The following is a 13,987-nucleotide window of genomic DNA, read 5'->3' as shown; positions in this document are numbered from 1 at the left end:
ATGAACTGGCTGACAGAGCCGTTTAGTTACCAGTATATGCTCAACGCCATGTGGGTCTCGGCGATGGTCGGCGGCCTGTGCGCGTTTCTCTCCTGCTATTTGATGCTCAAAGGCTGGTCGCTGATCGGCGATGCGCTGTCGCACTCTATTGTTCCGGGCGTGGCAGGCGCTTATATGTTAGGGCTTCCCTTCGCGCTTGGCGCATTCCTTTCCGGCGGCCTGGCGGCGGGCAGTATGCTGTTTCTTAATCAGCGTTCGCGCCTGAAGGAAGATGCGATTATCGGACTGATTTTTTCGTCTTTTTTCGGTATCGGGCTATTTATGGTGTCGCTCAATCCGATGTCAGTGAACATTCAGACCATTATTCTCGGCAACGTGCTGGCGATTGCACCAGAAGATATTCTGCAACTGGCCATCATCGGGGTTATCTCGCTGACTATCCTGTTTTTGAAGTGGAAAGATCTGATGGTGGTCTTTTTTGATGAAAACCACGCGCGCTCTATCGGTTTGAATCCGGGCCGGTTGAAGCTGTTGTTTTTTACGCTGCTCTCCGTTTCAACGGTAGCCGCCCTGCAAACCGTCGGTGCATTTCTGGTGATTTGCCTGGTGGTTACGCCCGGAGCGACGGCCTGGCTGCTGACCGATCGTTTTCCACGCCTGCTCACCATCGCCGTAGCTATCGGCAGCCTGACCAGCTTTTTCGGCGCCTGGCTGAGCTACTGGCTGGACGGCGCAACCGGCGGAATTATCGTCGTTCTGCAAACATTGCTGTTCCTGCTGGCATTTGTCTTCGCACCAAAACACGGTCTGCTGGCGAATCGCCGACGCGCCCGGCTGGTGAACAAGGAGTCAGTATGATCTTAACAACGCTATTAGAACCCTTTCAGTTTAGCTTTATGGTCAATGCGCTGGTTATCTCCACCATTGTCGCCGCGCCTTGCGCGCTGCTATCGGTATTTTTAGTACTCAAAGGCTGGGCGCTGATGGGCGATGCCATGAGCCACGCGGTTTTCCCGGGAATTGTACTGGCGTGGATTGCGGGTATCCCGCTGGCAATTGGCGCATTTGTCGCTGGATTGTTCTGCGCGATAGCAACCGGATACCTCGACGATAACAGCCGCATTAAGCGCGACACCATCATGGGCATTGTTTTCTCCGGGATGTTCGGTGCGGGACTGGTGCTGTATGTTTCCATTCAGTCGGAAGTGCATCTGGATCATATTCTGTTCGGCGATATGCTCGGTATATCACTGACCGATATCATACAAACAACGGCGATCGCTTTGGGGATCGCGCTTATTATTGGGCTTAAGTGGAAAGATCTGCTACTGCATGCGTTCGATCCGCATCAGGCAAAGGCCAGTGGGCTTAACACCCCCTTACTGCACTACGGCCTGTTGTGCATGATCGCCCTGACGATTGTCGCCACGCTAAAATCTGTCGGGATTATTTTGTCGATTTCTTTACTGATTGCGCCTGGCGCCATTGCGATTTTAATGACGCGGAAATTTTCCCACGCCTTGTGGCTGGCGGTGGTGATGTCGGTCATTACCTCATTTATGGGGGTGTATCTGTCATTTTTCATCGACAGCGCACCGGCTCCCACCATCGTCGTATTATTTTCCCTGCTGTTTGTGATTACTTTTATTTATGCAACCCTGCGCGATCGGCGTTTAGAGAATCAACTTCAGGTGCATGATGTATAAATAATGCTTCATAATATGTCAGCTAATGATGTTTATGCCTCTAGAGCCTCGTTTCCACATCCTGACGGGTATTATCGTTATTCCATAAGATAAAAAAGAGCAACCACGAAATGAAAGAGTAATTTGATACAAACTTCACCGGCCACACCACAATGGTAAATTAGGGTGTGGCATTGATACTTGAAGTTCATCTGTTAAAGATAAAGAAATCGACTCATTAACCAGTTTTTAATTAACTATCTAATTTTATGATCATTATTTCTCCACTCACTGAAGAAATATAATCTGCAGGTTTATAGATAAATCCATACAACATCGGCAAAGCTCATATCACACCCCAGAAAATAATTAATAATTTTTTATTAAGCCATACTAGTGCGGGTTATGGCTCCAAAATCCTTCGCCGCACCAAACACCCCATAACTGAACCGTATATACACTCTAAGCATTCACGTACGCTCTTTGAGCTGCCTGGGCAGACATTAATCTCAAAGGTTAAATTACATCAACATCATTATTTAGCCTGCACTTCGGGAAATGATATCAGGCATAAAAGCAATACTGAGAGGTACTCGTCCCATATCATTAAAAGATGAAATTTAACGCTTCACAAGCAAATAAACAAAGAATAAAAAACTATAATCTCCAATTTTTTCGAATTATATGGCTAGAAAAATAAAAATACTGTTTCATGTCCGTCATCCAATCCGACCTGTAACCAGGCTCATTAATCAGGAAAGTTAATATGACGTTAAGAAAGACATACATGAAACTTGCTCTGGCTATTTTGTTCGAAATATTTGCAACAACTATGCTGGTCCTTTCTGAAGGATTTACTCGCATCCTTCCTTCTATTTTATCCATAATAGGGTATGGGCTTTGCTATTATATCCTAACTTATGTATTTCGCAGAATGCACCTTGGCGTTGCTTATGCGATCTGGTCTGGTGTGGGTATCGTCGCAGTAAATATAATTGGCGTGTTAAATTTCGGCTATTCAATAAGTGGCGGCCACTTACTGGGCATGTGGTTAATCGTCGCCGGAGTTATTGTTATTAATTTTTCCGCAAAATATAAAACGATGGAAAACACATGATTCAAATAATACTCATGAGTACAACATGGTTATTTATTGCCATTCTTACTGAAGTTTTTGGTACTGCCATGCTACCCAAAACCCGACATTTTCGGAGACTCGCCCCAACCATATTTTGTGCGTTAAGTTACGTAGTTTGTTTTTATGCCCTGGGGCAAGCAATGAAATTAATGACACCAGGTATCGCTTACGCAATCTGGTGTGGTATGGGCACAGTATTAATTACTGTGATAAGTAGTATTTATTACGACATGCATACCAGCATATTTGAAAAAGCAGGTATTGCACTGATCCTGAGTGGCACGCTGCTGATGGGATTTGCATAAAAGGAGTTATTAAATGGAAAAGCAACTTACCGATCGTATTGACGCCCTGAAAGCCCAATATTTCAGCGCAAAGCCGTTTATCTCTGTTTCAAGGGCACAGGCGGTTACAGAGGTCTATAAAAACAACCCCGGGCTGGATCTGATTATGTTACGGGCACTTGCCTTTCGGCGCGCCTGCGAACGGGCACCTTTATGGATTGCCGAGAATGAGCTTATTATCAGCCACCCGGCAGGCGGTCCGCGCGGTGGAGAAGTATCACCTGAGCTCAGCTGGCGCTGGGTAGCTGAAGAACTGGATACCGTAAAAGAGCGTAAACAGGATCCCTATCAGATAAGTGACAGCGCAAAGCGTATTCTCAGAGAAGAAATCTTCCCTTTTTGGCGCGGTCGCTCGCTGGATGAAATCGCGGAAACTCAACTCCGTCATGCAGGCCTCTGGGAATGGTGCAATGAATACGGCGTCTGCGACGTAACCATTAAAACCCAGAATGGCGGAGGTGATACCTGTCCGGGTTACGACACGTTATTACTGACAGAAGGTATGGGCGGTTTGCGTGACAGGGCTATTCACGCAATTGAACAGCTAAGTTTAACCTGCGCAGAAGATATGGAACGCCACCAATTTTATCTGGCAACGAAAGAGACCTGCGATGCGGTGATCCATTACGCCCATCGTTACAGCGACTACGCCGCACAACTGGCTGATGAACAAACCGATCCTCAACGCAGAGTAGAATTGAACCGTCTCGCTGACATTTGTCGCCGTGTACCTGAACACGCGCCGCGTAATTTTTATGAGGCGCTTCAGTCCCTGTGGATTGTACAGTCTCTGTTTTGTCTTGAAGAAAACCAGACCGGTATTTCACTGGGACGCGTCGATCAGTATCTCTGGCCATTACTGGAGCGTGACCTGGCAGAAGGGACATTGACTCATGCCCACGCAGAAGAATTACTGTGTTGCTGGATGATTAAAATGGCAGAGAGTTTGTGGATCTGTAGTGAGTCTACAGCAAAATATTTCGCTGGATATCAACCATTTATCAATATGGTTGTTGGCGGGCAAAAACGTGAGGGCGGCGATGCCACTAATCAGCTAACAATGATGATTATGGCCTGCTCACGGAAATTGAAAATTTATCAACCCAGCCTGGCTGTAAGGATACATAACCAGTCGCCGTGGCACTATCTGCGGGAAATTGTGGAAGTTATCCGCGGGGGAACGGGTTTTCCGGCCTGCCATTTCGATGACGCGCATATCAAAATGATGCTGCGCAAGGGATTTGATTATGAAGATGCACGTGATTATTGCCTGATGGGCTGTGTTGAGCCTCAAAAGTCCGGAAAAATGTATCAATGGACATCTGTAGGCTATACCACGTTTACTCGGCCACTGGAACTGGCGTTTAGTAATGGTTATGGGCCACAGGGTGAGCGTATCGGTCCTCAGACCGGCGAACTGACAGAGATGACCAGTTACAACGATTTTGAAGCGGCAGTAAAACAGCAACTGGCGGCTATTACGGCTAAAGCGGCCCAAGCCACACTCATCATTCAGAAGTTGCACAGACAGTATGCCCCAAAACCGCTTATTTCCTGCCTGATTGAGGGATGCCTGGAAAAAGGTCGCGATGTTACCGCGGGCGGAGCGTGGTTAAACAACGGCCCCGGGCTTATCTGGACAGGTCTGGCTGATTTAGCGAACGGGTTGATGGCCATTAAAAAAGTGGTGTATGAGCAAGAGCAGGTCACTTTGTCTGAGCTGGATGAAGTGTTGAAAGCCAATTTTGTTGGGCATGAAGCGCTTCGCCAGCGCTGCCTGCGAGCACCGAAATACGGCAATGATATTGCAGAAGTTGACGAACTGGCGCGTTCCCTTATTCATTACACTGAGCAAGAGCATCGCCGCTATCACATGCTTTATGGCCGCTTCACGCATGGCACGCTATCTATTTCAAATAATACGCCGTTCGGACTGGCAACCGGTGCGTTACCTGGCGGCAGACTGGCTCATAAACCTCTGGCCGACGGAATAAGCCCATCGCAGCAAACCGATATCAATGGCCCGACGGCAGTGATTAACTCGGTGAGCAGGATAAACGTTGAAGAGATGGAAATCGGCATGGTGCATAACCTCAAACTAATGCACGGTATGTTGGAAAGCGATGAAGGCATTAATCAACTGATTAACCTGCTTCGCACCGCCAGTATGCTTGGTAATGGGCAAATGCAGTTTAGCTACGTCGATAATGAAGAGCTGAAGCGCGCGCAGGCACGTCCGGAGGAGTATCCGAATTTGATGATTCGTGTGGCCGGATATAGCGCATTTTTTGTTGAACTCAGCCGTGAGGTGCAGGATGAAATCATTAGCCGTACCGTTCAACATGAATGCTGAGCCGCTAACAGGCCGCGTCTTTAATATTCAGCGCTTCTCGTTACATGATGGCCCGGGTATTCGCAGCGTCGTATTCCTTAAAGGATGTCAGATGAGCTGTATTTGGTGCGCGAATCCCGAAGGATTGCGTCAGGATAATGACGTACTGTGGCGTGCCAGTAGTTGCCAGCACTGCGGGGCCTGCGTTGATGCCTGCCAGAAAGGTATTCATCAGTGGAGTAATAAGAATCACGTTATTGATCCCAGTATGTCGTGTGATGGCTGCCGTCTTTGTGAAGAAGCTTGCCCGTCCCAGGCGCTTAAGATTGTCGGACGTCAGATGTCAGTTGATGAGGTACATCAAGAGGTCGTAAAAGATGTAGCTTATTATCAGTTATCAGGAGGAGGCGTTACGCTCAGCGGCGGTGAAGTGATGCTTCAACCGGATTTTGCAGTCCAGGTACTACAAAACTTACGCCGGGAGGGTATCCATACCGCGGTGGAAACGGCAGGGTTCGCCCCCTGGTCAGCGGTTGAGAAAGTCAGTACTGTGGCTGATCTGGTGCTCTATGATCTCAAGCTGGCGGATGACACACTTCATCAACGATTTACCGGGGTCAGTAATATCCGTATTTTACGCAATCTTGAAAAATTACTGACGTTGAATACTCCAGTACGCCTGAGGATCCCAGTAATTCCCGGCGTTAACGATTCATCACATGAAATAAATAATATGCTCCTGCTTATCAGCAATCTTACTGCCGGAAAGACATCTTTTCAGGGTATTGATTTATTGCCTTACCATGCTTACGGCGTACAAAAATACTCACTGCTGGGACGCGATTACCCGGCCAGTACTATTATCAGGAAGGGTACAGAAAGTAATGGCGCAACATTCCTTCAGATTGCAAAAGACAGAGGAATCTCCGCTACGCTTTCAACCAGCCTGGTGGGTTAAAAGAACTGTGCCGCAATTGCACAACTTTGGCTTAACAACATTACTCATTTTTTCAGCAAACTGTCTGTTATCTGTAGTGATTTTGCTTATAAGCTAATAACTGAGAATATTACTACTTCGGGCTAAATTCATTAGCAACTGTTAAATTCGTTAATAATTACCAGTTATATTGATGAGAATTTTCATAAATGTAACCAATGTACGGGAGGCAATTTAGCGCATAATCACCCGGATATCTGTGTTATAATTTTCTGTAATAACGCAGGTATCTGGTAATTGCCAATATGATTTTTTTAATTGCGGAGAAAATAAAGTTTAATCCAGAGGATGGATCGCTAACCCATTGCGCCACAAAGGAAACGGTAAAACTCACCCTAACGGCCAGCCGCTTGCTGGAAACCCTATTAAGGGCGTCAGAAGGGATACTATCACGTGAGAAATTATTAACTATGGTCTGGGACGATTATGGTTTACAGGCGTCCAATAGCAGCCTTAATCAGTATATCAGTATCTTACGTCGCGCATTATCTGCATTCGGCTGTGAAGAACTGATAATTACTGTACCGAAGATGGGGTTCAGGCTAAATCCTGACATCACACTTCAGTTAACCCAGACAGTGCCGCTCAGTATACCTGAACAGGTCACTTCTCAACGTACCGGGAAACTGTTTTCTTTAAAAAATGCGTACCTCACGATGATTATCGTTCTGACATTATTCATTTGCGGTGCGATCGTTTTTTTTAATACCGTCTCATCGGTCAGTACCAGTCACTACCCGTTGTATAAAGACAGTCTGGCGACCGGGTGCGAGGTGGTGTATATGAAAAATCTGAGTGAGCGAGATCGGGAGAAAGCCAGGAAGAATATTGCTGCCATTCTTAAGGACAATGCCGCCACCTGCGGCCCTGAACAAAAGGTGATATTTGACAGCAATGACTCCTTTACCGCGCAAAGCGCCGGGCGCACCCTTTTTTCGCTTTGCACAGCAGGAAAAAATAATCAAATTATCGCGTGTGACAACGTCTACTACCACAACTGGAAGCAATCATGAAAATTAAATGGATAGTGTGCATGGGTCTTGTCCTGATTGCTGTCTGCCTGGGTGTTTCATTTAACTATGCCCATGGAATCAGTAACTTCAAATGTACGAATCAGTCACGCTATCGTATAACAAGAAATTCAGTGGTATATGATTTCTATGTTAAGCAAACCATTCAATTATATGAAGATAATACGGGTTTTATTTCATTTAATGGTAAGGTTGTGGGAGGCGATGTAACACAAAGCGTGAGCCGTAAAATTCTTCTGCGGGATGGTCATCAGATAGATAACCATACTCTCCAGTACCAGAATGACGGCGTTCGCAGATTACCGGCAGATCATGTTGAGGATGATATTTTTCAAATCTTACTGGCAGAAGTCAGCGGTGATGACGCAACCCTGATTTTTGAGCGAGAAAGAATTGATAACCACGCCTGGCTTATCGGTAATCCGGATGCCTGGGTTCTCACTTGTGTTGAATATTAAAACAATAAAAGCGTGACTGCAGAGTTAAATAATTAAACCTGTAATGACATTAAATCACTTCCTTTGTTTTAATATTAAATCACAGCAGTATTAAACAACATCCTGAATTTACCATACCATGTACCAGTGGCTACCCCTCATTACGGTTGCGGATACGGTATTAATTAAAAATCACATATTAAAGAATCTGTTAAGTATTAGTGAGATTGGAATTCACAATTTATCAGAGATCCGGTTTCATCTAAATATAACATTGTTATATACACAGTGATATTGAAGGCGGCGAATGAAATTTTACCAATAAGAATTTGAATTAACTTGTCCACTCCTCCGGAGTAAGGACCGTGTTGTATCTGTTTCTTCTTGTACGACAAGAATGCATGTAACTAGCGGAAAAACTAAAGGAAGTTATATACCAACCAAACTGAGTCTGCATTGTGTCAGCCTCTGGCTGGCATTCTGCTTTCATTCGCTCACATATATAACCCTACAAAATTAATTACATCATTATCGCTGAGGATATAAAATTGGCTCGTTATTTACCCCTGATTATCTTTGCCGTTTTTTTAATTACAGCGTGCGAGCAGAAAGAAATAGATTTACCCATTCAGCCTCGCACAATTAAAGTTGTGGAGGTGGGAAAGTCTGAAAAGGCCCGTCAACGTATTCTCCCCGCAAGAATTGAGTACAGTGATTCCACCGCACTATCTTTTGAACGCTCGGGCCGTATTGAATGGCTTGATATCCGCCAGGGAACTCCAGTGGCGAAAGGACAAGTGATCGCCCGGCTCTCTAGCGATGAAGCCCGGCAACGGGTAAAAGAACGGCAGACCACCGCCGACCTCGCACAGCGACAGTTTGAACGCTTCCAGGCATTGTCTGCGCGCCATGCCGTCTCACGTGATGAGATGGATGTACAACGTGCCAAAAGAGATGCTGCAAACGCGGCGCTACAGATCGCTCGTGAAGAACTGAACCAAATGATACTCACCGCCCCGTTCTCCGGTATCGCTGTCAGTGTAAATGCTCGAAGCCATCAGGTTGCGACAGCCGGACAAACTATCGCCACTCTGGCTCGCACCGACATGCTCGATGTGGCATTCAGCGTACCGGAAAACCTGTTTACCGCAATGGACATTCGCAATGTGACCTATCGACCACTGGTGCAAATCACTGCACTGCCTGGCCGCCAGTTTCAGGCTGATTACAAAGAGCACTCGGCTAGCAGCAACAATAACACGCTCACCTGGAAGATGATTTTAACCATGCCACGACCGTCTGACTTCCCTGCTGTTGCTGGGGTCAGTGGTACGGTCACCATCGATCTGTCAAAACTGCCAGTCAGTACCTTGCGTGAAAAGCTGGTCGTGCCAGTTGAAGCTGTGTTTAACCCGGACAACAGCCCACTCAATCACCCCCACGTCTGGGTGGTAAAGGGCAGCGGCGAGCAGCTTACGCTGGAAGAACGCAGTGTAACCACTGGTGAACTCACCGAGGGCGGTATCGTAATAACCCACGGTCTAACAAACGGTGAACGGGTGGTCGCTGCCGGGGTGAATGAAATACATGCTCAGCAGCAGGTCCGTATCTGGACACGTGAAGGGGGACTGTAATGGATATCTCCCGACAGTTTATTAATAATCCCGTCCGTGTCTGGCTGCTCATTCTGTTACTAGGTATCGGCGGTATTTTTGCACTACTTAACATCGGTCGTCTTGAAGATCCAGAGTTTGCTATTAAAAGCGCCGTGGTTGTTACCCTCTATCCAGGGGCATCCGCCGAGCAAGTAGAAGAAGAAGTAACACTGCCACTGGAAAAAGCCCTGCAGCAACTGCCCTATCTGGATAACATCAGTTCGATTTCATCCAACGGGATGTCGCAAATCACAGTGAACATCGCTTCGCACTACCACTCGGATAAATTACCCCAAATCTGGGACGAATTACGTCGTCGGGTAGGTGATGCAGGACGCGTATTTCCGCCTGGTGTCATGCAGACTTTCGTAAACGATGATTTTGGCGATGTTTTTGGATTTTTCTTCTCAATTTCCGGTGACAATTTCAGCAATAAAGAGCTTGCACAATATGCCGAACAGCTGCGACGTGAGCTGGTACTGGTGCCTGGCGTAGGCAAGGTCATGACCGGAGGAATCATAACGTCACAGATCAATGTAGAGGTGTCACTGATAAAAATGGCTGCGCGCGGCATCACGCCGGCTCAGCTATCCGCTGCGCTGAGTCGACTGAATGTTGTGTCAAACGCTGGGGTGATAAAATCTGGTACAGAATCAATCCGTATACATTCCACTGGCGAATTCGAAAATCTTGATGAACTGGGCCATCTACTTGTTAGCCCAGCGGGTGACAGCGCCAGCACACGCCTGAAAGATATAGCCACACTCACGCGCGGTCTCGCTGATTCGCCCTCCAGCATTTATCACGCCAACGGTCAACCCGCCGTGATGATGGGGGTATCATTTATACCCGGCGTGAATGTGATTGACGTGGGACAAGCGCTGAAATCTAAGTTACTACAGATGTCTGAGGAAAAACCCGCCGGTATACAGATCGGTGTATTTTACGACCAGTCTGCTGAAGTGGCATCTTCAGTAAATGGCTTTCTTACTAATTTTCTAATGGCGCTAACGATAGTCATCGGAATATTGGTGATATTCATGGGGCTGAGCAGCGGCATTATTATAGCCCTGTCATTAGCGCTCAATGTGCTGGGCACGTTGTTTATTATGTATCTGTGGGGACTTGAGCTTCAGCGCATCTCCCTGGGGGCGCTGATAATCGCGCTGAGTATGCTGGTAGATAATGCGATAGTGGTTGTGGAGGGATTACTCATTTCGCGTCAGCAGGGCGTGTCAGGGGTAAAAGCGCTAAACTTAATTATTCGGCGATCCGCACTTCCGCTGTTGGGAGCCACAATTATTGCTATCCTGGCATTTGCTCCTATTGGCCTGTCACAGGACTCAACGGGCGAATACTGTAAATCGCTGTTTCAGGTATTGTTAATTTCACTGATGCTGAGCTGGTTCACGGCCCTAACCATTACGCCAGCACTGGTTAAATGGTGGCTATTTAAAACCGAATCCCCTCTTAAGCAGCCATCAGAATTCGCTCCCTATAGTGGCAGTTTTTACCGACTCTATCAGCGTATCCTGAATACACTGTTGGCACACAAAACAGCCACACTTTCAGTCATGGCAGTACTGCTGGCGTTGGCAATCTGGGGCTTTGGCTCGGTACGACAAAATTTCTTTCCTTCAGCCAGTACACCGATTTTTTTTGTGGATCTGTGGCTACCTTATGGTTCGGACATCACCTCCACGGAAAAGATGGCTAGTGATATTGAAAAAATAATTGACGGTCGCCCGGGCGTGGTTTCCACGGTGTCAACGATAGGTCATGGCAGCATGCGGTTTATCCTGACTTACAACGGTCAGCGCCAGTACAGCAATTACGCACAAATCATGGTAAGAATGGACAATGAGCGCAATATTGGGGTACTGACGAGCCAGTTGGATACCGTTATCGCGCAGGATTACCCGCAGGTCAATGCCAGTACCAATCGCGTGATGTTTGGCCCTGCGGGCAGTAGCAGTATTGAGGTACGCATCAGAGGGACAGCGCCCGATATCATGCGCCAGATTGCCAGCAAAGTAAGTACTATTCTGGCCGACAATCGCGATACCAGTAGTGTAAGTAACGACTGGCAAAACCGCAGTAAAGTCATTCGCCCACAATATAATCCAGTGCTCGGTCAAGAGTTAGGTGTGGATAAAAAAGAAGTAGATGACGCGTTGGAAATGAATTTTTCCGGCAGTCGCATCGGGCTATATCGCGAAGGCACGGATATGATGCCGATAGTGGTGCGTCCGCCCGAAAACGAGCGGCATGACATTAATCATCTTAATAATGTCCAGGTCTGGAGCCAAAATCAGCAACGCTACATTCCGCTCAGTAACGTGGTCGATGGGTTCATATTACAGTGGGAAAATCCACTGATTCTGCGTCGCGATCGCAGCAGGGTTATGACCATCATGACCAACCCTGACCCACTGAGCAATGCCACTTCCGCCGATATTCTGGCACGCGTTCGCCCACAGATTGAACAGATTCCGTTGCCGCACGGTTACAACATTACGTGGGGAGGAGATGCGGAAAGTTCAAGCGAGGCACAGCAAGGCCTGTTCTCTACCCTGCCGTTAGGTTATCTGGTGATGTTCACCATTACCGTGTTGATGTTTAGTTCGCTGAAAAATGCTTTCGCCATCTGGCTTACCGTGCCGCTGGCATTAATTGGCGTCACAACAGGGTTTTTACTTATCGACATTCCGTTTGGCTTTATGGCCCTGATAGGTTTGCTGAGTCTGAGTGGAATGTTGATCCGTAACGGGATTGTCCTGGTTGAGGAGATTGAGCATCAGAAACAGGTGAAGCCGCAACATGAAGCGCTTATATCCGCCGCCACTTCACGTTTACGTCCTGTTCTGCTCACAACCTTCACCACTGTACTGGGTTTCGCGCCGCTGCTGAGGGATGTCTTTTTTCAGGGCATGGCCGTGGTTGTTATGTTTGGTCTGGGTTTTGCGACAATCCTTACCTTAATGGTTCTGCCGGTCCTCTATGACTGCCTGCACCGTCCGGAGACACCATGAAACATCACGGGGTAAATGTTAAAAATCGACAGGCTGCTTGTCGTTTACAGGAGAACAGACGTCAATGCATCAGAGCGGGTTAAAATCATTAACGCCCCTTATTCAGGGGCTACTTTTGCTGACATGTTTGACCATACTATTGGCTGGATTGCACATGGCAGCACCACTGGTTAATCAGGTCCTCCTGGCGCTGTTTCTCGCCGTGATGCTTGATCCACTGATCGAACGCCTGGAGAAACACGGACTCCCTCGACTCCTTACTTCGCTATCAGTGATTGTGGCTCTGCTGTTACTGATCGTTATTATCATCAGCTCGCTCAGCGCCTCAGCACCGGGGTTAATTCAGCTCAGTCGCCTGGCATCGGTTCAGATCGCCACCCAGCTTCATGCTCTGACATTTTTTCTGAGCGAGGCGGGTATTTTCCTTTCCACCAATCTGGTGCTTAGTTTCATCGATACCAGTGCCATACTTCGTCTGATAACCAGCCAGCTGTCGCTGATTCCGGGCATGTTGTCCTGGTGGCTGATGGTATTTCTTATGCTGCTATTTATGTTGTACGAACTGCCAGTGTTAAAAACCACTCTGCGCACCACTCAACATCGTTCGGGTGTGATCCGTGCGCTGCTGGAAGGCATACAAAGCGTGATCGTTTATGCACGCGTAAAAACGCTGACGGGACTGCTCGGTGGCCTGGTTGTCTGGGCCGCCGCCTGGCTACTGGGTTTAAAGTTTGCTTTTCTCTGGGGCATGCTGATGTTTATTTTCAATTATGTCCCGGTGGTCGGCTCCTTACTTGCCGCGATTCCGCCGGTCCTTCAGACGATGATCTTTTTCGATATACAGGCCGGCCTGTTGGTCGCTGGATTTTTCGTGGTGCTAAACCTTTCCCTGAGTTCAGTGATGGAACCACTTATGCTCGGCAAACGGTTGAATTTACCACTGACGGTTCAACTACTGGCATTCCTGATCTGGCAGGCACTACTTGGCATAACTGGAGCTATACTGGCCATTCCACTCACCTTTTTACTGAAAAAAGTGTGGCAAGCATTACGTGAACTGGAGTGACGTATATATGCAGACGAGAGAAGTTGTGGAAAGTTACCAATTTTAAACTGAATAAGTTTACCAGTCGGGGACTCGCGTAACGTTAGAAAAAAGACTTCATCCTGGTGGCACCAGATGAGAGACGTAAACCACGATTTTCGCCTACGTCAGCTTCATCTTTGCCACCAGGCTTCATCATTTTTACCGCTTTAAACGAAAGTGGCTTTCCCTCTTGTTTTCCTGCCATAAAGACTCCGTTATCATGCACCTCATACCGTCATGAAATCCTAC

The 13,987-nt window shown here is 47.3% G+C and carries 13 protein-coding genes; 12 read left to right on the top strand and 1 reads right to left on the bottom strand.

The features are described 5' to 3' along the window. From sitC to SK33_RS05015, 12 genes are all read left to right on the top strand, one after another. Entirely contained in the window at window positions 1-858 is an 858-nt protein-coding gene (gene sitC / locus SK33_RS05065) for an iron/manganese ABC transporter permease subunit SitC (RefSeq protein ID WP_048218495.1), read from the top strand. Then, window positions 855-1,706 carry an iron/manganese ABC transporter permease subunit SitD gene (gene sitD / locus SK33_RS05060; protein WP_048218496.1) on the top strand — a complete coding sequence of 284 codons (852 nt, stop codon included), beginning with the start codon at window positions 855-857 and terminating at the stop codon, window positions 1,704-1,706. Before sitC ends, sitD begins: the two co-directional genes overlap by 4 nt. Window positions 1,707-2,472: 766 nt before the next feature. Next, on the top strand, window positions 2,473-2,802 hold the full coding sequence (locus SK33_RS05055) for a DMT family transporter (protein WP_225623509.1): 330 nt from the start codon (window positions 2,473-2,475) through the stop codon (window positions 2,800-2,802). Further along, on the top strand, window positions 2,799-3,128 hold the full coding sequence (locus SK33_RS05050; protein WP_008322725.1) for a DMT family transporter: 330 nt from the start codon (window positions 2,799-2,801) through the stop codon (window positions 3,126-3,128). Before SK33_RS05055 ends, SK33_RS05050 begins: the two co-directional genes overlap by 4 nt. A 13-nt stretch (window positions 3,129-3,141) precedes the next feature. Further along, the gene (gene cutC, locus SK33_RS05045; RefSeq protein WP_003840305.1) at window positions 3,142-5,520 is read left to right on the top strand and encodes a choline trimethylamine-lyase; all 2,379 of its coding nucleotides are present in this window, start codon (window positions 3,142-3,144) and stop codon (window positions 5,518-5,520) included. After that, window positions 5,483-6,457 carry a glycyl-radical enzyme activating protein gene (locus tag SK33_RS05040; protein ID WP_003037447.1) on the top strand — a complete coding sequence of 325 codons (975 nt, stop codon included), beginning with the start codon at window positions 5,483-5,485 and terminating at the stop codon, window positions 6,455-6,457. Before cutC ends, SK33_RS05040 begins: the two co-directional genes overlap by 38 nt. A gap of 284 nt (window positions 6,458-6,741) precedes the next feature. After that, window positions 6,742-7,509 (top strand): winged helix-turn-helix domain-containing protein, encoded by a 768-nt coding sequence (locus SK33_RS05035; protein ID WP_003840308.1) that lies wholly within the window; start codon window positions 6,742-6,744, stop codon window positions 7,507-7,509. Beyond that, complete coding sequence (locus tag SK33_RS05030; RefSeq protein ID WP_016150897.1) at window positions 7,506-7,985, top strand: hypothetical protein; 480 nt, start codon at window positions 7,506-7,508, stop codon at window positions 7,983-7,985. Before SK33_RS05035 ends, SK33_RS05030 begins: the two co-directional genes overlap by 4 nt. A 527-nt stretch (window positions 7,986-8,512) precedes the next feature. Beyond that, entirely contained in the window at window positions 8,513-9,598 is a 1,086-nt protein-coding gene (locus SK33_RS05025) for an efflux RND transporter periplasmic adaptor subunit (RefSeq protein WP_003034211.1), read from the top strand. Then, window positions 9,598-12,651: an efflux RND transporter permease subunit gene (locus SK33_RS05020; RefSeq protein WP_048218498.1), complete on the top strand. Its 3,054-nt coding sequence runs from the start codon at window positions 9,598-9,600 to the stop codon at window positions 12,649-12,651. The genes SK33_RS05025 and SK33_RS05020 overlap by 1 nt, the downstream gene beginning before the upstream one ends. 15 nt (window positions 12,652-12,666) lie before the next feature. Then, a complete protein-coding gene (locus tag SK33_RS26375; RefSeq protein WP_228051124.1) occupies window positions 12,667-12,825 on the top strand; it encodes a hypothetical protein in 159 nt (52 codons plus the stop codon). Beyond that, window positions 12,806-13,717 carry an AI-2E family transporter gene (locus SK33_RS05015; protein WP_241165049.1) on the top strand — a complete coding sequence of 304 codons (912 nt, stop codon included), beginning with the start codon at window positions 12,806-12,808 and terminating at the stop codon, window positions 13,715-13,717. The genes SK33_RS26375 and SK33_RS05015 overlap by 20 nt, the downstream gene beginning before the upstream one ends. A gap of 82 nt (window positions 13,718-13,799) precedes the next feature. Here SK33_RS05015 and SK33_RS05010 read toward each other — a convergent pair whose 3' ends face one another. After that, window positions 13,800-13,943: a hypothetical protein gene (locus SK33_RS05010; protein ID WP_003034206.1), complete on the bottom strand. Its 144-nt coding sequence runs from the start codon at window positions 13,941-13,943 to the stop codon at window positions 13,800-13,802. Between the last annotated feature and the right edge of the window lie 44 nt (window positions 13,944-13,987).

This window comes from Citrobacter sp. MGH103 (assembly GCF_001034475.2).
GTDB lineage: Bacteria > Pseudomonadota > Gammaproteobacteria > Enterobacterales > Enterobacteriaceae > Citrobacter > Citrobacter freundii.
This window is presented reverse-complemented; position numbering and strand designations above follow the sequence as displayed.